Annotated in this window: 23 protein-coding genes; 11 read left to right on the top strand and 12 right to left on the bottom strand. The window is 28.9% G+C overall.

The features are described 5' to 3' along the window. Nucleotides 1-80 precede the first annotated feature (80 nt). The gene (locus BUA92_RS09185; RefSeq protein ID WP_073018893.1) at nucleotides 81-1,208 is read left to right on the top strand and encodes a tocopherol cyclase family protein; all 1,128 of its coding nucleotides are present in this window, start codon (nucleotides 81-83) and stop codon (nucleotides 1,206-1,208) included. A gap of 48 nt (nucleotides 1,209-1,256) precedes the next feature. Here BUA92_RS09185 and BUA92_RS09180 read toward each other — a convergent pair whose 3' ends face one another. Both BUA92_RS09180 and BUA92_RS09175 read right to left on the bottom strand, forming a co-directional pair. Then, the gene (locus BUA92_RS09180; RefSeq protein ID WP_073018890.1) at nucleotides 1,257-1,811 is read right to left on the bottom strand and encodes a GNAT family N-acetyltransferase; all 555 of its coding nucleotides are present in this window, start codon (nucleotides 1,809-1,811) and stop codon (nucleotides 1,257-1,259) included. Nucleotides 1,812-2,131: 320 nt separating this feature from the next. Then, nucleotides 2,132-2,557, bottom strand: coding sequence for a DUF3788 domain-containing protein (locus BUA92_RS09175; protein WP_073018888.1), 426 nt, complete (start codon nucleotides 2,555-2,557; stop codon nucleotides 2,132-2,134). Nucleotides 2,558-2,764: 207 nt separating this feature from the next. On the opposite strand from BUA92_RS09175, the gene BUA92_RS09170 reads away from it, so the two are divergent. Then, nucleotides 2,765-3,472 (top strand): YjgB family protein, encoded by a 708-nt coding sequence (locus BUA92_RS09170; RefSeq protein WP_073018886.1) that lies wholly within the window; start codon nucleotides 2,765-2,767, stop codon nucleotides 3,470-3,472. 25 nt (nucleotides 3,473-3,497) lie between these two features. Here BUA92_RS09170 and BUA92_RS09165 read toward each other — a convergent pair whose 3' ends face one another. Both BUA92_RS09165 and BUA92_RS09160 read right to left on the bottom strand, forming a co-directional pair. Further along, entirely contained in the window at nucleotides 3,498-3,971 is a 474-nt protein-coding gene (locus tag BUA92_RS09165) for an HIT family protein (RefSeq protein WP_073018884.1), read from the bottom strand. A 100-nt stretch (nucleotides 3,972-4,071) separates the two neighbouring features. After that, nucleotides 4,072-4,656 carry a TetR/AcrR family transcriptional regulator gene (locus BUA92_RS09160; RefSeq protein ID WP_073018882.1) on the bottom strand — a complete coding sequence of 195 codons (585 nt, stop codon included), beginning with the start codon at nucleotides 4,654-4,656 and terminating at the stop codon, nucleotides 4,072-4,074. 119 nt (nucleotides 4,657-4,775) lie between these two features. On the opposite strand from BUA92_RS09160, the gene BUA92_RS09155 reads away from it, so the two are divergent. Further along, the gene (locus tag BUA92_RS09155) at nucleotides 4,776-6,617 is read left to right on the top strand and encodes a zinc-binding metallopeptidase family protein (RefSeq protein WP_073018880.1); all 1,842 of its coding nucleotides are present in this window, start codon (nucleotides 4,776-4,778) and stop codon (nucleotides 6,615-6,617) included. Between the two features lie 45 nt (nucleotides 6,618-6,662). Here BUA92_RS09155 and BUA92_RS09150 read toward each other — a convergent pair whose 3' ends face one another. Further along, complete coding sequence (locus tag BUA92_RS09150) at nucleotides 6,663-7,631, bottom strand: Gfo/Idh/MocA family protein (protein ID WP_073018878.1); 969 nt, start codon at nucleotides 7,629-7,631, stop codon at nucleotides 6,663-6,665. 100 nt (nucleotides 7,632-7,731) lie between these two features. Continuing rightward, the gene (locus tag BUA92_RS09145) at nucleotides 7,732-8,445 is read right to left on the bottom strand and encodes an ATP-binding protein (RefSeq protein WP_073018876.1); all 714 of its coding nucleotides are present in this window, start codon (nucleotides 8,443-8,445) and stop codon (nucleotides 7,732-7,734) included. 230 nt (nucleotides 8,446-8,675) lie between these two features. On the opposite strand from BUA92_RS09145, the gene BUA92_RS09140 reads away from it, so the two are divergent. After that, on the top strand, nucleotides 8,676-9,017 hold the full coding sequence (locus tag BUA92_RS09140; RefSeq protein ID WP_073018874.1) for a hypothetical protein: 342 nt from the start codon (nucleotides 8,676-8,678) through the stop codon (nucleotides 9,015-9,017). A gap of 49 nt (nucleotides 9,018-9,066) precedes the next feature. Here the strand turns inward: BUA92_RS09140 and clpP are convergent, their stop codons facing one another. The 3 genes from clpP to namA all read right to left on the bottom strand — a co-directional run bounded on the left by clpP (nucleotide 9,067) and on the right by namA (nucleotide 11,197). Beyond that, nucleotides 9,067-9,645 carry an ATP-dependent Clp endopeptidase proteolytic subunit ClpP gene (clpP, locus tag BUA92_RS09135; RefSeq protein WP_073018871.1) on the bottom strand — a complete coding sequence of 193 codons (579 nt, stop codon included), beginning with the start codon at nucleotides 9,643-9,645 and terminating at the stop codon, nucleotides 9,067-9,069. Between the two features lie 20 nt (nucleotides 9,646-9,665). Next, entirely contained in the window at nucleotides 9,666-10,043 is a 378-nt protein-coding gene (locus BUA92_RS09130) for a helix-turn-helix transcriptional regulator (protein ID WP_073018869.1), read from the bottom strand. Between the two features lie 137 nt (nucleotides 10,044-10,180). After that, nucleotides 10,181-11,197: an NADPH dehydrogenase NamA gene (namA, locus tag BUA92_RS09125; RefSeq protein WP_073018867.1), complete on the bottom strand. Its 1,017-nt coding sequence runs from the start codon at nucleotides 11,195-11,197 to the stop codon at nucleotides 10,181-10,183. A gap of 117 nt (nucleotides 11,198-11,314) precedes the next feature. Here namA and BUA92_RS09120 point away from each other — a divergent pair, with 117 nt between their 5' ends. Further along, on the top strand, nucleotides 11,315-12,169 hold the full coding sequence (locus BUA92_RS09120) for a CorA family divalent cation transporter (RefSeq protein WP_073018865.1): 855 nt from the start codon (nucleotides 11,315-11,317) through the stop codon (nucleotides 12,167-12,169). Between the two features lie 70 nt (nucleotides 12,170-12,239). Here BUA92_RS09120 and BUA92_RS09115 read toward each other — a convergent pair whose 3' ends face one another. After that, nucleotides 12,240-13,340, bottom strand: a complete 1,101-nt coding sequence (locus BUA92_RS09115; RefSeq protein WP_073018863.1) for a GGDEF domain-containing protein — start codon at nucleotides 13,338-13,340, stop codon at nucleotides 12,240-12,242. Nucleotides 13,341-13,498: 158 nt separating this feature from the next. Next, nucleotides 13,499-15,502, bottom strand: a complete 2,004-nt coding sequence (locus tag BUA92_RS09110; protein WP_083553459.1) for a methyl-accepting chemotaxis protein — start codon at nucleotides 15,500-15,502, stop codon at nucleotides 13,499-13,501. Nucleotides 15,503-15,761: 259 nt separating this feature from the next. Here BUA92_RS09110 and BUA92_RS09105 point away from each other — a divergent pair, with 259 nt between their 5' ends. From BUA92_RS09105 to BUA92_RS09085, 5 genes are all read left to right on the top strand, one after another. Continuing rightward, nucleotides 15,762-16,457: a response regulator transcription factor gene (locus BUA92_RS09105; RefSeq protein WP_073018860.1), complete on the top strand. Its 696-nt coding sequence runs from the start codon at nucleotides 15,762-15,764 to the stop codon at nucleotides 16,455-16,457. A 9-nt stretch (nucleotides 16,458-16,466) separates the two neighbouring features. After that, a complete protein-coding gene (locus BUA92_RS09100; protein WP_073018857.1) occupies nucleotides 16,467-17,921 on the top strand; it encodes a sensor histidine kinase in 1,455 nt (484 codons plus the stop codon). A 2-nt stretch (nucleotides 17,922-17,923) separates the two neighbouring features. Further along, a complete protein-coding gene (locus BUA92_RS09095; RefSeq protein WP_073018854.1) occupies nucleotides 17,924-19,078 on the top strand; it encodes a YncE family protein in 1,155 nt (384 codons plus the stop codon). Nucleotides 19,079-19,166: 88 nt separating this feature from the next. Next, nucleotides 19,167-20,456 carry a lipid II:glycine glycyltransferase FemX gene (locus BUA92_RS09090; protein ID WP_073018852.1) on the top strand — a complete coding sequence of 430 codons (1,290 nt, stop codon included), beginning with the start codon at nucleotides 19,167-19,169 and terminating at the stop codon, nucleotides 20,454-20,456. Between the two features lie 80 nt (nucleotides 20,457-20,536). Then, nucleotides 20,537-21,574: an alanine racemase gene (locus BUA92_RS09085; RefSeq protein WP_175550879.1), complete on the top strand. Its 1,038-nt coding sequence runs from the start codon at nucleotides 20,537-20,539 to the stop codon at nucleotides 21,572-21,574. Nucleotides 21,575-21,618: 44 nt separating this feature from the next. Here BUA92_RS09085 and BUA92_RS23255 read toward each other — a convergent pair whose 3' ends face one another. After that, nucleotides 21,619-21,771, bottom strand: a complete 153-nt coding sequence (locus tag BUA92_RS23255) for a hypothetical protein (protein WP_156337820.1) — start codon at nucleotides 21,769-21,771, stop codon at nucleotides 21,619-21,621. A gap of 207 nt (nucleotides 21,772-21,978) precedes the next feature. On the opposite strand from BUA92_RS23255, the gene BUA92_RS09080 reads away from it, so the two are divergent. Then, nucleotides 21,979-22,344, top strand: coding sequence for a hypothetical protein (locus BUA92_RS09080; RefSeq protein ID WP_073018847.1), 366 nt, complete (start codon nucleotides 21,979-21,981; stop codon nucleotides 22,342-22,344). The last annotated feature ends 8 nt before the right edge of the window (nucleotides 22,345-22,352 follow it).

Below are 22,352 nucleotides of genomic sequence, written 5' to 3'. Positions count from 1 at the left end.
CTTTAAGAATTGTGAATCCTCAAGTTTTGTTATTATTTATGTTATAATAAAATTAAAATTATTGCAATGAGGTATTGGATATGAATAAAAGTGATTTAAGTAGAAATTTATATATGCTTAAAGGCCCTTTAGCTAAAGAAGGGTACGACTGGTGGTGGCATAATTTCACTGGTTATAATACAAAAACTGGTGAAGCTAAAGCCTTTTTTGTTGAATACTTTGTTTGTAACCCTGCTTTAGGTGGAGAAAAAGCTATTTTGGGACAACTTCCTGAGAATATAAAAAATGGAGTAAAACCTTCTTATGCTTTGATTAAGGTTGGATTTTGGGGTGAAAATGCTAAACAAATACATAACTTTTATCCAATCAACTCTTTCTCTTCTGCCGAAAATGTTTTGAATGTGAAAATTGGAGAGTGTACATTAACTGAAAAACATATAGAAGGTCACTGTAGGGTTACTCCTGAAGATGCTAAAGACCATCCTGAATATATGTGTGATGCTGGCCAAATGTCTTGGAAGCTTTCTGTTAATAAAAAGATTACTTATAATGTTGGGTTAGGAGCCTCTAAATCCTTACGTAACTTAAATGCCTTTGAAATGTTTTGGCATGCAGAAGGAATTAAAACCGAATATTCAGGGATAGTTGTTCTTGATGGTGAGGTTTATGATGTTATTCCTGAAAAATCTTATGGTTATGCTGATAAAAACTGGGGAAAAGATTTTACATCTCCTTGGTTATGGATAAGCAGCTGCAATATAAAAAGTTTGATTACAAATAAAACTTTAACCAATTCTGCCGTTGAGGTAGGAGGTGGAAAACCTAAAGTTTTAGGTGTAGCTCTAGATAGAAAGATTTTAGTTGCTTTATATTATGAAGGAAAAATGTATGAATATAATTTCTCAAAGTTTTGGGAGAAATCAAATGTAGAGTTTGGATTTACTGAAGGAGAGAGTATTAATAAATGGTTTGTTAATTCCAGTAATTCAGACTCAATAATGGAACTAACCTTAGAATGTCCAAAATCAGAAATGCTTTTAATAAATTATGAAGCTCCAAACGGTAAAAAACTTCATAATAGATTGTGGAATGGTGGCACGGGATATGGTGAAATTAAGCTATATGAAAAAAAAGGCACTGAAAAAGTTCTTATTGATCACATGGAAATTAGAAATACTGGCTGTGAGTATGGAGAATATTCTAAATAAAAATAAGAAGTACTTCGCTTATGAAGTGCTCCTTTATTTTCTACACCCTTATTTAATATTATTATTTAATAAAACCATATGTATATGATCTTCCCAATTTCCATTTATCTTTAAATATTTATATGATAATCCTTCATTATAAAAACCTAATTTCTCAACTACTCTTAAAGACATTTTGTTTTTTGGCATAATATTAGCTTCAATTCTGTGCAACCCATACTCATTAAATATAATTTCAATTCCTTTTTGAATTGCCTCCGTTATATATCCTTTATTTATTTCGTCTTGATCTGATCTATAACCAAGATAAGTTGATAAAAATATCCCTCTTACTATATTAGTAAAGGCTATAGAACCTATTATTTTAGAATCATCTTCCTTTTTAAATACCCATAGTCTAAATGAATTATTATTTTTAATTTCTGTTAGTTCTTTATCTAGCTGCTCCTCATGATATTGCTTTGTATAAAACTCTTCATTTCTCACAGGTTCCCAGGCTTCTAAAAAGGACTTATTTCTTAAATAATAATCAAGAACCATTTCTGAATATGATTTATCCACTACTTTTAATAAAAGTCTTTCAGTTTCATAAACTGTTTTCACTAAAATCACTCTCCAAATTTATCTGCAATTAGTATAAAGACGTCTCTATCCAAAAACATTATAGCATTAGTTATTAAAAGTACTAAGTCTCATATATCCCTCTACTATATACTAGTATTAACTAACACCCAAGCCTCAAATATATACTTAAACATTCTTATTTTTTCTTGTACACTTGTAGTTTTTAAGTTAGAATAATATTGTTAGACAAAGGATGTTCTTAAAAAACATTTAACTTTTTATCATACATACTTTAAATCAACTTGTCAATAGTTATAATCACACAAAAATTCAGCACGCCTCTACCTCTTATAAATTCTCTAACTACTCTTCAACTTTTTATTTGGTCTTTTCTTTATTAATAATAATCGTTCTATATCTTTAGCTATTTCATCATCTACTCTATCTATGTATAACCATTTTCCATCATGATATTGTTTAGTGTTATCATAAAAACTATTAATATATTCTGAGAATTCTTCTCTTGAATTTTCAAATTTATCTCGTTCAGCTTTTCCAAATATAATCAACATACATAACCCTTGTTCTTTTGGATATAAAGCACAGAGGGTCTTACTGCTTTTACGATACTTCAGCTCATAAACCCCTGTTTTTCCTCCCTTATTCCATAAGATGTCCATTTCATAGTTTTTTTCTATAAACTTGTTGATTAAGCTCCAGTTTCTAAATATGTTATCTCCCATAAGATGTTTAAGCTCTTCTTCTGTTGGTATATTTTCAAGCATTCTACATACCTCCTCTTAATAATCTTACCTAAATTATAATATCAATAATATGACAACTGTTCGTCATATTGTTAATATTATTTTACCATTTTTATACTTTTATTGTAACCTTATAGTAATTGACTTTCTCTTTCTAGAAGCATAATCTTTAATTGTATATTATAAGAACTATTGGCTTCTTATAAGTTAAATTGAAGGAGGATTACTATGTTAAAATACTTTAAGAAAAAAACTATTATTTGTACTATTTTTACTCTTTCATTTGTTTTCCTTGTAGGTTGCTCTAATTTCTCAAAACCTATAAACGAAGATAAGCCTTCTACTGAATCAGAAAATAATGTATCACAAAATCCTACTAATGAGAGCGGAAATACTGGTGGTGACTCTTCTTCTAAACCAAATACAAAGCCACAAACACCTTCTAATCCTAATAGTCAAGCTGATAATAAAATTATTTTAGATAATATTAAAAAGCTTGCTATGGAAGGAAAAATAATAAACAGTGAATTTGGAGTGAAAAACTCAAATCTTTCAGATATAGAAAAGAAATTAGGTACAGCTGACAAAACTGATTGGGTAGCCTCTGCAAAAGGCAACTACTCAACTTTCTCAAAACATAATTTAGTATTTGGTTCTAATAAAGGAGCTCAGATATTTGAAGCAAGATCTTTTGATCCTAGCTTAAAAAACCTAACCCTTTCAGAAATAAAAAGTGCCTATGGAACACCAGCTCATGATGTAAAATCTAATGGAGAAGAAATCATAGGTTACACCGCTGGGGATGAATATAAATTATTATTTGTATTTTCTGCCCCTACTAAATCTAATAGTGATCCTAAACTAGATCATTATTCTGTTCTTTATCCCAAAGGAACAGTAAATTCCATGGCTAATGACCCAGGACGAGAGTGGTAGTTAAAAAGTCAGAATAAGTTAGTTCTTATTCTGACTTTTTATTTCTAAAATATTCTCTTAGTTTCTCTGCATACTCTATTCTTTCCTCTGGTTCTGAGTTCCTTCTATCTGTTTTATATAAATTGTCATTTTTATATCTTGGAAATACATGAAGATGATAATGCCAGATATCTTGATCCCCAGAAGGTTCATTATGCTGCCTTGTAGAAACTCCATCACATTTATATACTTCTTTTAATGCAATTGCAACTTCTCTTTCAAAATCATGTATTTTATAAGATATTTGAGAAGATAAATCATATAAATTTTCTATGTGTTTATTAGGAATTATAATAACATGTCCTTTATTATTTTCCCACCATCCTGAAGCTATAAATGCTGTTATATACTCATCTTTATATATTATATCTTTTTGTTTTGTATATACATGTTCATTTTCTATTCCTTTAACTATATTACAAAATGGACAAATATATCCTTGTGGTTCATGATTATACATCATATTACCTCCAGTAATTATTATATTAATCATATCCTTTTTACTCTATAAGCTTAATCAATAATTCTAATTCTTTCTATAGAATCATGTAACTCACAACTTAATCTTCAAGCTTTCCTGACATTGGTTTATAGTACATTTTTAAACTTATCTTTGTCATTTCATCAATATTGTTATTTTCTGTATTCGTAATCCATCTAGAAAAAACATTATATAGTGCTCCTGCATTAAATGCGATCTGATACATATTTTCATCGCTTTTATCTAATATTTGAGACTGCATAGATTCTGTTAATCTATCTAAAATAACATGATTAAAGTTTGCTTCGTATAATATTTTATAAATATCTTTTTGTTTATATAAAACTTTAAACATAGTTCTTATGAAAGCCTCAGGTTCTTTTGCTTTTCCTGTATTTAAATCAGTATATGGAGCAAGCTCCGTATTGATTTCAAATATAAGTGAATCTACAAGATCATTTAAAATATCTTTTTTAGTATTATAGTTGTTATAATATGCAGTTCTTGATACTCCTGCTTTCTTTACAATATCTGTAACAGTTATACTGTCAAAAGGTTTCTGTTTTATCAAAATGACTAAAGCTGTATATATAGCTTCTCTAGTTAGCTTATTCGTAATCTTATTTGAGTAACGCTTAATTAGCTTTTCATCCTTGTCTGACATTACATATCCCTCCTATTTGTACGTTTTAAGGTTCATCTTATTGAATGTTTAAATTAACTTAACTATACTATATCTAATATGACATTACAAATGTAAGTTCAAAAGGAGAGATAAACAATATGAAAAAATACTTCAAACTATTTTTAGGAATTTTATTACTTCTTTTAGCGTTTTCTAAAGGTTTTTTCATAGGAATGCAAAAAGACACTTCCTTAGTTACTATGATATTAAGTTTTTTAATATATCTATATTATGAATTATTACTAAAAAGCAAAAACAAGCTAAGATTTATTTATCTGTTGATTACATTTATAGAAGTACTCTCTTTCACTACAAATTTAAATGTTTTTAACTACATATCAGGATTTTTACTTTTAGTATTAGCTGTAGTTGAATTTTTTTCTCTACACATAGAGAAAAGAGGAAGAAAAACTATCTATAAAGTTGGTAAAGTCATATTTAGTTTTCTTGTTATTATTAGTGTGGTAGTTCTTATATTTGGTATCCATTCTAAGCCATCTAATAGTTTTACAACACCTAATCTAAAAAAAGTAACCTTAAAAGAAAATAATTTAGATTCAGAAGAAGTAATGTTACAAAACATTGAGATTATGAATTCCTTTGGAAGCAGAGTCACTGGCTCCGAAGGACATAATGAGTTTATAAACTGGCTTAAATCGGAGATAACTGATATGGGATTAGAAGTCCATACTAATAAATATATCTTCGAGCAATGGGAAGAAAAAACTTCTGAATTATCTATAGATGGAGAAAAAATAGAGGTATCCTCAGCCTACCCCTACTCTGGGATAACTGATAAAGATGGTGTAACAGGTGAGTTAGTATATATTAAAAATAATGATTACAAGCCTGCAAAAGGAAAAATTGCTGTTGTAGAAATTGACAACACCAAGAAACTACCTTTACCTCTTATCATGAATAAGTTAGACTCATTTCCACTTAATACTAATGTTGTGTCAAGTGATGGTGATGTTGTTTTATCCTCAACCTTACAAACACCTAACTTAAATAAGTTAAAAGATTTAGGAGTAAAGGCAGTTGTTTTAGTTTGGAAAGGTGTATCAAGTGAAAAAGTAAGGGATCAATATCTTCCTTTTACAACTGATTATGCTGGAATACCTGCTCTTTTCGTAAATGAAACAGAAGGTGAAAAAGTAATAAATTATTCAAATACTAAATCCACAGCTACTTTAACCCTTGAAGCAAATATTCAATCAGATGCAAAAACTGAATCTTTTTATGTAATGTTAGAAGGTAAAAATAAAGATGAAACAATAATCATAAACTCTCATACTGATGGAGTTAATGTTGTAGAAGAAAATGGTGCCATTGCAATGCTTTCTATGCTTAAATACCTAAAGGATGAACCTTTAGATAAAAATATTGTTTTTGCTTTTGTAACTGGTCACTTTAGACTCCCAGTTTTTAAAGGAAGTTCTCAAGCAACTTCTACATGGCTTAATGATAACGAAGAACTATGGGATGGAAAAAATGGTCATAAAAAAGCTGTATCAGCCATTACTGTAGAACATCTAGGTAGTCTGGAATGGAAAGATGATGAAAATGGAGTGTATAAGGCAACTGGAAACATTCAAAGCGAATACACCTATGTAAATAACCCTATTATGCTTGAGGTATGGAAAGAAGCTATTAAAGATAGAGAAAATACAAAAACTGTTTTTCTACATGGTCACAATAAGTTTGAGTTTGGAGAAAGTCAACCTCTCTTTGAAAAAAACATCCCTGTTATTGGCTTTATACCTATGCCAGATTATTTGCTAACAAACAGTAATAATAGAGAAATGGATAAATTTGATATCACCCTTATGCATAATCAAGTAAAATCTTTGTTAAAGGCAGCTTTAATATTAGATGATCTTCCTAAAGAACAACTTGGGATTGGAGATAGCTATAGTTATTTTTGGGGAAATACAAAATAAAAACATAAAAACTGTGCAATTACTCCCAATTGCACAGTTTTTTAATTATACTCTCTTTCCTCTAGCAACTTCATCCATAATCTTCATTACTTCTATGGAGTCTTGCCAACTCATAACTTCACTTTCAAGTTTTCCTTCTCTTATGCAGTTACTTACTTCTTCAATTTGATATTCAAAACCATTTATTTCAAAAGGAAGGTCTATTACTTCCTCTTTTCCATCTGACATTAAAATAACTTTTTCTCCACTTGAGTATCTTGGGATGCATATTCTTCCCTTGGTACCAATTATATTAGCTTCTCTTATTGTTGGAGCATTTACTGCACCATAAAGCTGTGCTTGTTCCCCATTTTCATAGGTTAAGGTTACAGATACATTTTCATCCACACCAGTTTTACCTATATAAAGAGTGCTATCAATAGCCTTTGGCTTGTTTCCAAATATAAATGCACTATAGGATATATTATATACTCCAACATCTAACAATGCTCCTCCAGCTAAATCCTTGTTATATATTCTTCCTTCTGGGTCAAAAGGAACTAAACTTCCAAAGTCCGCTTGAAGTAATCTAACTTCCCCTATTTTTCCTTCCTCAATTAATTCTTTGGTCTTTCTATGAACTGGTAAAAATCTAGTCTTCATAGCTTCCATAAAGAACACTTTATTTTCTTCTGCAACTTTAATAACTTCTCTTATCTCTTCTTCACTTATAGTTACGGGTTTTTCGCATAATACTGCTTTACCATTTTTAAGACACAATATAGAAAGTTCCTTATGAAAATTATGTGGAACTGCTACATATATTACTTCAACTTCTTCATCTTTAACTATTTCATCATAACTTCCATAACACTTATCTTTAGTTACACCATATCTATTTCCAAAAGTCTCTGACTTCTCTTTACTTCTTGAAGCTACTGCTACTAACTCAACATTACTCATTGAAGTTACAGCTTGAGCTAACTTATTTGCTATACCACCAAGTCCTATTATTCCCCACTTTATAGTTCTCATAATAATTCCTCCTCTTATCTTTATTGATATAGGAGAATTATACCATGTCTAAAAACAAAAAGTCACCTTATAATGTTTAACTATAAAGTGACCTTCTTTATTATAATATTCTTCCGTCTCTACTTATAACTACTACTTCCCAAGGTATTACCTTACCACTCTTAAGCATAGCATTTTTAATAGCTACTTCTAATCCTCCACAGCAAGGAACTTCCATTCTAACAAGTTTTAAACTTTTTATATTATTTTTCTCTAATATTAAGGCAAGTTTTTCAGAATAGTCTCCTTCATCTAGTTTAGGACATCCTATAAGGGTAACTTTTCCTTCCATTAAACTATGCATATCTCTATAAGCATAAGCAGTACAATCTGCTGCTATTAAAAGTTCAGCATCTCTAAAAAAACCTGCTGTTGGCTGAACTAATTTTATTTGACATGGCCATTGCTTTAATGCAGAAACCTCATCCTCTTCTGATTTTTCCTTCTCTTTAGTAGTCTTACTCTTATTATTGTGAGAAGCCATCCCAAATGGTGTAAAGTCCATTATGTCCATGCTTCTATTCTTCTTTTCATTTTTGCTTTTGATTCTTTCTTGAACTGCATCATCATCATATTCTTCTGCTGATCTTTCAATTATATTAATAGCATCCATTGGACATCCTGGAAGACAATCCCCAAGTCCATCACAATATATATCACTAACTAAAGTAGCCTTACCATCTACAAGTTCTAATGCTCCTTCATGACATGCTGTTATACAAATACCGCACCCATTACATTTTTCTTTATCTATATTAACAATTTTTCTAATCATTTTAACCCCTCCACTATTAACTTATATTTAAATTATAGTAAATAAAGTTTATAAATTCAGTAACTAATGTTACCATCGTCACGGAAATTTACTTAGATTAATGTTATTTAGACATAAATATGAATATCTTAAATGTTTCTTACCATTATTCCAATTAATTGAAAACATTGTAAATGCCCTTTATAATTAAGTTGAGAACATCTTTTAAATAAGGTTTTATGGTGATTAATATGAAAATATCAAAACTAAGGTTTTTGAAAATTTTTATACTACTATTGTTATTTATTGCGCTTAGTAATAGAGCAATCTACGGAACTTTTAATATTTTTGCTTATCCAACTAAACTGACTTTTGACAGCTTTAGTTTTCCTAGTTCTGAAAAGACAATACGATTAACTGGGGAAAATAAACCTAAATATTATATTTCTGATCCATTACATAAACTTACAGGCAAAAAAATCTATAGTGATACTTTAGATTTTAAAGGACCTGCAAGAACTATCTATCTTAAGGTTGGTGAAGATGAATATCTTATATTCTCAACTGGAGGAGAAAATAACGACCCAAAGTAATTAGTTATAAAAAAGAACACACCTCTAAAATCCTAGAAGTGTGTTTTCTTTATAAGACCTTATCAACTATTCCATACTTAAAAGCTTCTTCTGCAGTCATATAGTAATCTCTCTCCATATCCTGCTCTATTCTTTCAAGAGGTTGACCTGTTCTTTCACTATATATTCTGTTTAGCTTAGCTTTAGTCTTTAATAACCAATCAGCATGAATTTTTATATCTGTCGCCTGTCCTTGAAAACCTCCATGTACTGAAGGTTGATGTATAAGGATTTCGCTGTTTGGAAGTGCGAATCTTTTTCCTTTAGCTCCTGCTGTTAATAGAAAAGAGCCCATACTTGCAGCTAATCCTAAACATATAGTTGATACATCTGACTTTATATACTGCATGGTATCATATATAGCCACACCTGCTGTTACAGAACCGCCTGGACTATTTATATACAAGTTAATATCCTTATCAGGATTATCTGACTCTAAAAATAATAACTGAGCAACTATAGTATTTGCACTTTCATCTGTTACAGGTCCATTTAACATTATTATTCTATCCTTTAGAAGTCTTGAATATATGTCATAAGACCTTTCCCCTTTATTAGTCTGCTCAACAACCATTGGTACATAACTCATATTTATCACTCCTTTTAACTTTATGCTGCCATAGAAAGTTTAGTTACATTAGAACTTCTTCTATCAAATACCATAACCTTACTTGTTCTAAATTCTCTTGGAGGAACTCCATAAATCCTTTTAAACGCTTTTGTAAAGGCCTCTTGAGAACTGAACTGATATTTTAACGCAATATCCACTATCTTATTATCTGTAGTTACTAGTTCACTTGCAGCCTCTTTAAGTCTTCTTTTTCTTATATATTCTGCCACTGGTTCCCCAACAACAGAATGGAATACTCTATGAAAATGGTACTTTGATAAAAAAGCTTTATCTGCAAGTTCTTTTAACTCTATTTTGTTATCTAAATTGTCTTCAATGTATTCAATAGATTTTTTAATACAGGCATCATGGTTCAAGCTTAAACACCTACCTTGTTTATATCTGTTGATTATATTATAGTTTATAGTTTTTTATAAATCCTGTCTTTTTTTGCTAAAGTGATTTCTAGCCTAATTAGGATATACTATAAGGAGTGATTTTCATGATTATGTTTTTAGAGGCCTCTTTTATATTGTTCTGGTATTAAGTCATCTCTTCCTTCTTCTTTAGCCCATTTTAAAACTACATATGGATCTCTAAGTAGTAATCTAGCTAGGAAGACAAACTCGCTTCTTTCATTTCCAAGTATCTCATCTACCATTTTCTTATCTGAGATTAACCCTCCAGCCATAACTGGTATTCCTGTATCTCTCTTAATAACTTCTGCAAACTTTACTTGATAACCTGGATATAGGTTGATTTTTGCATGAACTACAGCTCCTGCACTTACGTTTATTAAATCTATTCCATTTTCTTTTACTAAGTTTATTATCTTAGATGTATCTTCTGGAGTGTTTCCACCTTCAGTAAAGTCTGAAGCAGATACTCTTAAAACTATAGGCATAGTTTCTTGAACTACTTCTTTTATTGCTTTTAATACTTCATCTAAGAATTTAGTCCTATTTTCTAAACTTCCACCATATTCATCTTCTCTTTTATTTGATAATGGTGATAAAAACTCATTTATTAAATATCCATGAGCTCCATGTACTTCTATAAAATCAAATCCTGCTTTTACAGCTCTAAGGGCACCTTTCTTAAATGACTCTACTACATCTTTGATTTCTTCCTTTGTTAACTCTTTAGGAGTTTTGCTTTTATCGTCAAAAGCTATCTCAGATGGCGCAACTATATCTCCTGGATATTCAGATTTTCTTCCTGCATGAGCTAGTTGAATTCCTATTGGTGCTCCATAAGCTTTAACTGAATCTGTTAGCTTTTTTAATCCTTCTATGTGTTCATCCTTCCATATACCTAAGTCTTTTTGAGATATTACACCTCTTTCTTCAACAGCTGTAGCTTCAATAATTATTCCGCCAACTCCTCCTATTGCTCTTGTTATATAGTGATGAATATGAAAATCCTTAACTTCTCCACTTTCATCACTTGAATACATGCACATAGGTGCCATCATAATTCTGTTTTTAAAAGTTATGTTTTTGATTTTAAAAGTATCAAATATTTTTGCCATTAGACTACCTCCAATATTTTAGTTTATATTTAAGCTAATTATATATTACTTACTAATTTTTTTAAAGTTGCTCTATATATTATTTGTGTTAAAATTATTTTTAAGGATGGTGAATACATGAGCACACTTATTTTCTCCGATTTAAATATTGAATATGATAAAGAATTGAATAAAGATATTCCAAATTTAGTTTCTTATATAATTGATGAAGATCACACCATAAGTATGGGCGAAAAATTTACTACTAATATACATACTGATATAGTTGTAAAGGATAAAAAGAACATATTTTTAAAGATTCCCTATAATACTAATAATCTCAATATACAAATACGTGCAGTTATAGATAATGATATTCTTATTTTAGATTTTGAAGAAGATGATTTTATAGATTTTTTAAAAGAAAAAGGCTCTATCTATGGTAGGTTTGATGCTAAAATTATATTACTTTTCCTTTTTCAATATCTAGCTATAACCTACACTGATACCTTATTAGGTTTAGAAGATGATTTAAATGAACTATTTGAGAAAGCTATAGATAAAGGTCATATTGATTTCAAAAAACTTCTTATAATGAAAAAAGAAAGTTCCTTAATAAAAAGAAATACTACTTTCTATAAGTCTATGATAAGTTATCTTGATGATGAGTTAGACGATTTACCTCTATATGAAAAGTTGATTTTTGTTCTAGATAATACTATAAACATGGTTGAAAATATAGAATCCTCCATATATTCTTGTATAGATATGTATAACTCCCTATCATCTAATAAGATGAATAAAACAATGCAAGTTTTAACTATAATTACTGTTATATCCCTACCTGCAACTATAATTACAGGTATATTTGGTATGAACTTTGATATTATGCCTCTTCTTCATAACTATTATGGTTTTACCTTATCTATGGTTTTATTAATTTTAATAATAATCATAGAAATATATTTATTTAGAAAAAACAAATATATGTAATTTTATCTCATAAAAAGAGTGCTACAAATCTTCTTTTAATAAGTTTGTCTCACTCTTTTAGCTAAAATTACTATATCTCAAATATACATCTATCATCATTACAAATCTTATCTCTTCCAGTTCTTTTTGCTGTATATAGTGCTCTATCTGCCATTTCCTTTAACTTATCTAAATCAAATACTTTATCTGGATAAGTTGATACTCCTATGGATACAGTTATGTTAATATACTCTTTATTCCCAATTTCAAAATCATATATTTTTACTGCTTTTCTTATTCTTGATGCTATTTGAAAGGCTTCTTCTTGTCCACAATCTAAAAGCAATATACAAAACTCTTCTCCTCCAACTCTACCTATAATATCAAAAGATCTACAGTTATTTTTAAGAATATATGCTAATTCCTTTAGAACTATATCTCCTACAGGATGTCCATAAGTATCGTTTACTTTTTTAAAATGATCTATATCTACCATAAAACAAGATAAATCAAATTTATTTTCCTTAGCTTGTACAAAAGTTTCATTTACTAATTTATCAAAATTCCTCGTATTATTTAGTCCAGTTAAAAAATCTTGAGTGGAATTTTTTTTGTATATTCTATAGAGTTCATTGGATTCCTGAACGTATTTTAATAAAAAATATTCTAGTGTTCCTGCTAGTAAAAAGGCTATAGAAAATTCTGATATAATTAAATATTTTTTTTCTACTTCATTTAACAAATATCCATAAGTTAAAAATAAAATCACCCATGAAATTCCCAAGGCTGTAAACCATCTTTTATTAAACTCTTTAATTTTTTTATTTAGAATATAAAAGCATATTAGACACAATATCACTTGAATAATTGCAACTAAAGAAGATTGATTTAATCCAAAATAATTTATACGAAAAAATAAAATAATTACTCCTGATATTGCAGCGCTTGCTATTCCCCCTACTATATCCACAATCATTATAGTTAATATTCTAAGATCTAAGAATGTTTGCGTTTGAACAATATTTATGGTATAGATCATCATGAAAATACCTAATATTCCTCCAGCTATTCCTAATAATATTCTTTCTTTTACATCTTTCATAATATTTTGAGGTAATTCCTTTAATAAATGTTCTCCTATGAATGTAAAAGAAATAAGTAACAGTGTATTTATAAATAATTCACTAACCATAATTTCACCCCCTAAAATATTACTTTTTAAAATTATACTATTTTATAGGCTATTTTACAATATTTTCTCATAATTATTTTTATATAATAATATTTTTTACTTATTTCATATCGATAAAATAAAAAGGCCATTCCACCTAAGTAGAATGACCTTTTTTACTATAATTTAAATCTTTGTATTCCTAATTCAAGAGCTTTAGCTAACTCTTGAAGATCTTGTGCATATCTTGTAACTTCGTCCATAGTTGCATTTATTTCTTCTGTTGAAGCTGATACTTCTTCTGATGCTGAAGCAGTTTCTTCTGATACAGAAGATATATTTTCAATTTGACCTACTACTTCATCTTTTTTAGCATCAATTACTTTTGCCGAACTACCTATTTGTTTGATTCTTTCAGTCAAATCATTTATAGCATCCAATATTTTCATGAATATCTTTTCTGTCTCTTCTACTGCTATATCCTGATCTTTTACTAAATCATTTGATTCATTCATTGCCTTAGCTGCATTTTTAGACATAGTTTGTATGCTTTCAATTATTTTTCTGATTTCCTCTGTTGATTGTTTAGACTGTTCTGCAAGTTTTCTTATTTCATCTGCTACTACTGCAAAACCTCTTCCAGCTTCACCTGCTCTTGCAGCTTCAATGCTTGCATTTAAAGATAAAAGGTTTGTTTGTTCAGTAATATCTGCTATAGCATCAGAAATCATATTAATTTGTTCTGTTTTCTGACTCATGTCTGTAACTATTTGACTAACTTCATTAGAAGCTTCTTTAGTCCTGTCTGACTTACCTGCAAGTTCCTTAACTACATCTAATCCAATGTGTCCTAAATCTAATGCATCATAGGCTACTTGTTCTAAATGGTTTGTGGTATCTGCAATTTCATCTATTCCTTCTGATAATACACTCATACCCATTGCACCATCTTGAGCATTAGATGCTTGTTCTGTAGCACCTTGAGATATTTCTTCTATTGCTCTAGAAACTTGAGTTATGGATATTGTTGTTTCTCCTGCCATAGCTGCAAGGTTTGTTGAAGTTTCTAATACAACTTCTGATGACACTTTAACTTCTGACATAAGACCAGATATATTATCTATCATCATATTGAAGTCTTTTCCTAAGAATCCAAATTCATCTCCTGACTTTATATCTACTCGAGTTGTTAAGTCACCTTTTGCTGTTTTACTAAAGGCATCTCTTAATGCCTTTGCATGACTTGCCATTGATTTACTTAAAAAATATGATAAGATAGTTGATATTAAAATCATTACACCTATTGTAATAAACATTGCATTATTTATTGAATTTACATCTTCACTTATTTCATCTTCACTCATTGAACCAATTATCTTCCAACCAGTGTTTTCATTAGTTGTGAAAGTTGCATACTTCTTATCACCATTATATTCATAATCTGTAAATCCACTTGTGCTTGTTTTTATGTAATTCCAAACTGAAAGCTTACTTGCTTCTTCTGTACCTACTATCTCTTTATTTGGGTGTGCTATTATAATTCCGTTACTATCGCTTATATACGCATAGCCATTTTTTCCAACTTTAGAACTTTCAAAAACATTTGTCATTCTCTCAAGTGAAACATCAACTCCTACAACCCCTACAATAGTACCATTATCTTCTACAGTTTGAACTAAACTTACAACTGTTTGTCCGGTTGCTACATCTACATAGGGACTTGTATAGAAAACTTTTCCTTTATTTTTAATAGCTTCTTTATACCAATCTCTTTCTTTATGGTTAAAGTCGCTAGGTAATTCAACTTTAGGGTAAACTAAAAACTTTCCACTTTCTGTACCATAATAAGCATTTAAAACATCAACATTACTTGCTTTTATATCTTTTAAGTAAGCTTCAGTATACTGACTTCTATCAGCAGTACCTTCTGGTTTTGTAAAGTTAACATTTTGACTTGCCATCTTTAGTTGAATAGACATCGCATCAAAGTAATAATTAAGTGATGTATTAATTTCATGTACTGTTTGTTTACTTGTAAGTTCGAAATTTTTACTTAAAGTGTTTTTTGCTTGTCTATAATTTGACAATCCTAATATAACTAATGGTATTAGACATATGGATATAAGACTAACCATAAGCTTAGTACGTATCCCTCTTATGTTCATTTTCCTGTTTCTAGGCAATTAAATTCCCCCTTTTATTGTGATAAATGACAAAACTCCGTATTATTTATCATGCCTGTGTTTTAATTATCGACATTATTTTATCACACTTAAGCTACTATATAAATGTAATTTTTACTATTATTTAAATATTTTAAAATAATTATTAATCTTTTATCTTAACTTGTATCAGTATTGTAACAAATTAGGTGTTCCTATCTTTAAATTAAGTATTATATGCTAAAATAAGTTTAAGCTATGTTTATGCGAGGTGTTAAACATGAATAAAAAAATTTTGATTGTTGAAGATGAAGAGTCTATAGGAGATATTCTTTCTTATGCTCTTAGTAAAGAGGGTTTTGTGACTAAAGTTGCTAATAATGGAACTATGGCTCGTGAGCTATTAGATAAGTTTATTCCTAACTTAGTTATTTTAGATTTAATGTTACCTGATATAAATGGTTTGGATTTATGTAAATTAATAACTAAAAACTACAATGTACCTATAATTATGATAACAGCTAAATCTGATCCAGTAGATAAGATTTTAGGAATTGAATTAGGTGCTGATGATTATATAACTAAACCCTTTAATATAAGAGAAGTTATAGCAAGAGTTAAAGCTTTGTTTAGGAGAATTGAACTAATCTCTTCTAATGTTTCTTCTTATAACTCTAATGTAATTAAATTAAGAGATAATATAGAAATTCATACAGATGAGCGTTCTGTAATTAAGGATAATAGTATTGTTGACTTAACTAATAAAGAGTATGACCTACTACTTTACTTAGCTCAAAATAAAGGAAGAATACTTTCAAGAAGTCAGATTTTAGATAGTGTGTGGGGAATAGATTTTGTATGTGATACTAGAACTGTTGATATCCATGTTCAAAGAGTAAGAAAAAAACTTGATGAAAATAAGAACAACTCTATTATAGAAACAGCTTTTGGCATTGGCTATAAGCTTGTTAATTAAGAGGTGAATATGAGTTTATCTATAAGAAACAAACTTTTAATCTCATTTATATTTATTACATCTATTTCCCTAATGGCTTTAATAAGTTCATCTTACGAAGTTTTAAATAGTAATAATGAGTATTTTATTAATAAAGAAGTAACTGATACCAAAAATGGTATTGATTTATATTTGAAGCAATATTTCCTGGGAAAAACAATAGAGCTTAATGAGACTTCTATTAGGATTGAAGCCCCTAACCTATCTAAAGAAATCAGTAATAAGCTAGGTACTAGTGTAACTTTATATAACACTGGCTCTCAAGTTTTATACTCTATGGGAAATAGTTCTTTGACTAACTCTAAAGATTTAACTCAAGCCTTAGCTGGAAACATATCCTATACTATTGATAACAAAAACCAAGAAACTACAGTTTATTTTTCTTATCCAATAGTTAGTAATGATGGAGTTATCGCTGTTATGAGATATTCTAGAGATTATACTTACTTATTTAGTCAAAGTTACGGCTTCTTAAACAGAGTTATTCCAGTTTCTGTGTTTATATTCATTGTAAGTGTGTTTCTTTCTTACTTAATTTCTAAGCAAATAACAAAACCCATAACAACTCTTACAACTCAAGCAGAAAAGATTACAGAAGGCAACTGGAATGTCTCCCTTAAAACTAACTCTAACAAAGATGAAGTAAGTAAGTTAAGTAAGAGTTTTAAACTCATGGTTGATAAGATAAAGAGTCAACTAGACATCATAAGTAAAGATAGAGATACTTTGAAAGAGTTGTCTGCTCAGCAAAAAAACTTCTTTGACAATGTTACTCATGAACTTAAAACTCCTATAACAACAATTGTTGGTTATGGTGAAATCTTAAAAGATAACGGTTTTACAGATGAAGAGTTTTTTAATAGAGGCGTTAATAAGATTGTTTCTGAAGGAAATAGATTAAATCGTATGGTTGTTCAACTTCTCGAACTATCTAAAAGCTCATCAAATGATTTTAGTTATGAGTTTAAAGAATTAAACTTATCTAAAGTCATAAAAAGTACTGCAGAAGAACTAAGTATTAAGGCTCATAGATATGGTATATCTATAAACTTAAATGTACTTGCTGATATGACTATATATGGTGATGAAGATAAGATTAAAGAAGTTATAATAAATATTCTAGATAACTCTATAAAATACGGTTATCCTAACTCTTCTATTAAGATTACTTCTTTAACTGAAAATTCATCTTATAAACTTATAGTTCAAGATGAAGGTATAGGTATTAAACAAACTGAGCTAGAAAATATATTTTCACCTTTTTATAGAGCTACTAAGATTGAGTCTAAAGAAAAAGGAAGTACAGGTTTAGGGTTAAGCATTGTTAAAAACATTTTAACTAAACACAATGCTTCTATAGATATTAAAAGTAAGGTCAATGTTGGAACTAAGGTTACACTTACTTTTCCTAAAATGGAGGTTTAGAGATGAAAAAACATTTTGTATTAAAAGTTTTAGTCTTATTTATTTCTTTCTCTATACTTTCATTATGGTTTAATCCAACATCTATTTTTAGAAAAAAAACAAATACTATAGTACTTAATGATAGACCTATTAATATTTCATCTATTGAGGACTCTTCCTCTTATGTTAAAATAGATTCTACAGACAGCTTTAATATTGATAAAACTTTTGACAACAGTTTCTGGATAAATAATGATGAAATTATTCTAGCAAGCATGTTTTTTTCTTACCCTTCAAATGTCTATGTAGAGATCTTAAATACAAAAACTAATTCTTCTACAAAACTAGATATTAAAAATTTATCTTCTGATTTCAAGGTATCCCCTTTAGGCAATGGATTTTTATATGAAAGTACAGAAGAATACACTAATGAATTTATTAGAGGTCTTAATCCAGATGAATATAAAAAAATGTATAACTATCGAAATAGATATTATTATTATTCCCTTCTAGATAATACCTCTACCCCAATTCTAGACGGATTGTATCCTATGAGGTGGCTTCCTGATGGTAGTGGATTTATAGCAAAATCATATACTTCTAACAGTTTAGTCATTTATGATATTGAAAGCAAAAGCACTCACACTTTTCTTGATAAATCTTCAGGAATAAATACAGCTGAAATATCATCAATTTTTATATCAAATGATGGTTCAACTTATTATTTTTCTTATTACGATTATAAATTAGGTATGTATTCAATTTACAAGATGAGTAAAAAAGATATGACCCCTGAAAAAATACTTAGTGATAAGTATCTTAGTCCTGAAATATACGTTATCAATAATAATCTACTTCTACTTACTAATATAGATGAAAACTCTATATTTATATATGATACTGAAAAACATAAAAAGCTTAAAACAATCACATCATCTTCAACATGGTTTTATATTAACATTAGTAATGATAAAAGCATGTTGTCATTAGTTGAAAATGGTAATTTAGCAAAGTTAAGTGTAATTAATTTAAATGATCCTAACTTAACTGCTACAGAAATATTTCGAAACAAAAACTCTATCTCAAACATAAGCTGGAGTAACGATAACAAACTAGCTTTTCAAATCACTGATGGCTATAATGGAAACAATGTTATCTATACTTTCTCCTTCAAATAATTTACAACTTAGATACAATATCTAGTTATTTTGATACATCAGTATTATAAAATACCTCCTAGGAACTCTTTTCCTAGGAGGTTTTAATATGTATATTTTTAAAGATATATCAAAAGATGAACTTAATAATTTCAACTATTCTTCTCAAAAAGGGCATTTATTTCAATGTTCTAACTGGGGAGAAGTTAAAGAAAGTTGGATTTCTAAATATATTGGAGGCTTTAAAGAAAACACCGATGAGATGGTTCTAAGTTCTTTAATCCTAATAAGAAAACTGCCCTTTCTACCTAGATATATAGGTTATATTCCTAGAGGGTTTATTTGTAATTATGAAAATGAAACCCTCTTAGAAGAATTTTTTAGATACCTAGATAAGTTTATGAAAGATAATAAGATAGCTTTTATAACTTTAGATCCTGACATTCCTTACAAAGTTAATGACTCCATAAACTCTAAGTCGGCTAAATTACTTAAATTTTTATCCTCAAAAAAAATCAAAGTTAACTCATCTACTAATTTTGATTCTATACAACCTGGGACTGTTTTTAGACTAGCTCTTCCTAAATGGGATAAAGATACTATAAAAGCAGCTACATTTAATAAATTTTCTTCAACTACTAAACGTAATATAAAAACAGCTTCTTCTAGAGGTTTAACTACTGAGTGTTATGATTCCACTAACATATCTCAGGAAACATTAACTAACTTTTATGAACTTATGAAAATAACAGGCAAACGAGATGGTTTTTTAATAAGAGACAGGAATTATTTTAATATACTTTTAAATAAATTGCATCCTAACATAACCATGTATTTAGTTAAATATGATTATGAAAAAGATTTTTCATATATGAATGCAAAACTTACCGAGTTAAGAGCAAAACAAGATATACTTCTTGATAAACTTAACAAAGACTCATCAAACATAAATATAAGTGATAAACTAAAAAACTCAATTAAAGATCTAGACAGACAGATACTTGAAACTAAAGCTAAAATCGCCTCCATAAGTGTATATGAAGGTAAAACTATATACTTAAGTGGAGCTATCTATGCTCACTATGGGAATAAAGCCTGGTATCTCTATGGTGCATCACACGATATCTTAAGAAATACTATGCCTAATTATTTAATGCAATGGGAAATGATTAAGCACTCAATTGACTTAGGCTTAGAGCTTTATGACTTTAGAGGAACCCCTAAACCTACTGAAGCAAACAAAAATCTTTCTGGACTATATAAGTTTAAGAAAGGCTTTGGTGGTGACTTCATAGAGTTTATAGGAGAAATATATATAATCAGAAGTAAGTTGTTATATTTTCTATATAAAACTGCCTTTCCAAAGTTTAAGGAAATCAGAAGTAACTTAAAAAAATAATCTATTACTTTTTACAACTTAGATACAACTACTGTATTAGACGAAACAAATTATGGCTATATTTAAATTAGGTGATGAATATGAATGTATGGTGTGAGGTTTATAAAGATAAAATAATTCACAATGTAGACCTTATAAAAAAGAAATCTTCAAAAAAACTTATGGCAGTAATTAAATCCAATGCATATGGATTAGGTATAAACGAAATATCTTCCATCTTAAGTCCTTTAGTTGATAGTTTTGCTGTTTCAACTTTAGAAGAAGCTCAAAGTCTAACTATAGAAAAAGATATTTTAGTTTTAACTCCTTTATGCGTATTTCACGATTATAACGATATAAATAGTAATATTATTTTAACTATAGATGATGAAGAAGATTTATCTTATCTAAATATGGAAAAACAATATAGAGTTCATATTTATGTTAACACTGGTATGAATAGATTTGGAATTGAAATAGATAAACTTCCTAAGTTTATAGACTATATAAAAAGTAATTATAAAAATGTTATCATTGAGGGTATCTATACTCACCTTCATAATACTAAAAACACTAATTATTCTTTAAAGCAGATTGAGAATTTTAAAAGATGTGTAACTCCCTATATTGGAATTATTCCTAATATACATTGTTTAAATTCTAATGGCTTTTTAAATGATGTTTTATATGAGGCATGTGATTTTACTAATTTTATTAGAATCGGGAACTTACTCTATGGATATAGCGGATTAGATAAAGGATTTAAACAAACTTATTCTTTTAAAAGTAAAATACTAAAATCTTTTAAGGTTTCAAAAGGTAATACTGTTGGTTATGGAGATAAATATAAAGCCCCGAAAGATATGCTTATCGGTGTCTTACCCATCGGTAAAATTCATAATTTTTATTGTTCTGTAAATAGACATGGTTTATCTTTAATAAATCTACTAAGAATAATCTATAGATTTTTTGTACCTCTAAAGGAACTATATTTTAAAGATATACCTATAGATATAATTAGTCAGCCAAACATGGATAATACCTTAATAGATGCTACAAATCTAAAAGTTGGAGATATAATAACGGTTAAACTTTCTCCTATTATTGCTGATAGTTCAATTAAAAGAATATATCTATAAAAAAGCTGTTTAGGAAGTAAAACCTCCTAAACAGCTAAATTTAACTAACTACACCCGCAACCGCAGCCACAGCCCTCTTCTTTCTTTTCACTTAACTTTCTTTTGCCACATGAGCATGTTGCATTTGGATCCTTTACTAATTCAACTGATTTATTGCCTCCACAGCGACATTGTTTTTTGTTTTGTGTATTCTCCATGTACAACCATCCTTTTTATAAAATATTTTATTTCATTATACACTATAACTATCAAATAATAAATAGTTTCAACAGATAATTATTATCATTTTAAACTTCCAAATATAGATTTATATAGTTTTTTTTAAATTCTCTATATAATTAATTCACATTTTAATCACTAAATCTATACACTATACATATAAGAATGTTTTTTGGAGGATGTAAATGTACGTTAATATCGATGAAGAAATAAGAACTGAGAGTCTGGATGATTACAGTAACTATTTCAGATCTTTATCTTATGATGACGACTACGAAGATAGCGAATATACCCCTTTTAATACCGATATTCACCAAATACCTTTTGTACTTAATCCTTATTATATGCCTATTGGATCAGAACTTGTGGATTCCCAAGATATGAGAAAAAAGAAAAAATCAAAGTCTAACCCTAGACCTCCGTATCCTATGAATCCATATCCTATGAATCCATATTGGAATCATGGATATGGCTACGGCTACCCCTACCATCCATACCCTAATCAAGGATTTAATCCACTTCCTTGGTTCTTATTAGGATCTATACTTTAAAATTAAAT

Source organism: Clostridium intestinale DSM 6191, assembly GCF_900130055.1.
Lineage (GTDB): Bacteria > Bacillota > Clostridia > Clostridiales > Clostridiaceae > Clostridium_T > Clostridium_T intestinale.
The sequence above is the reverse complement of the archived record's forward strand: the minus strand, read 5'-3'. Positions and strand labels throughout refer to the sequence as shown.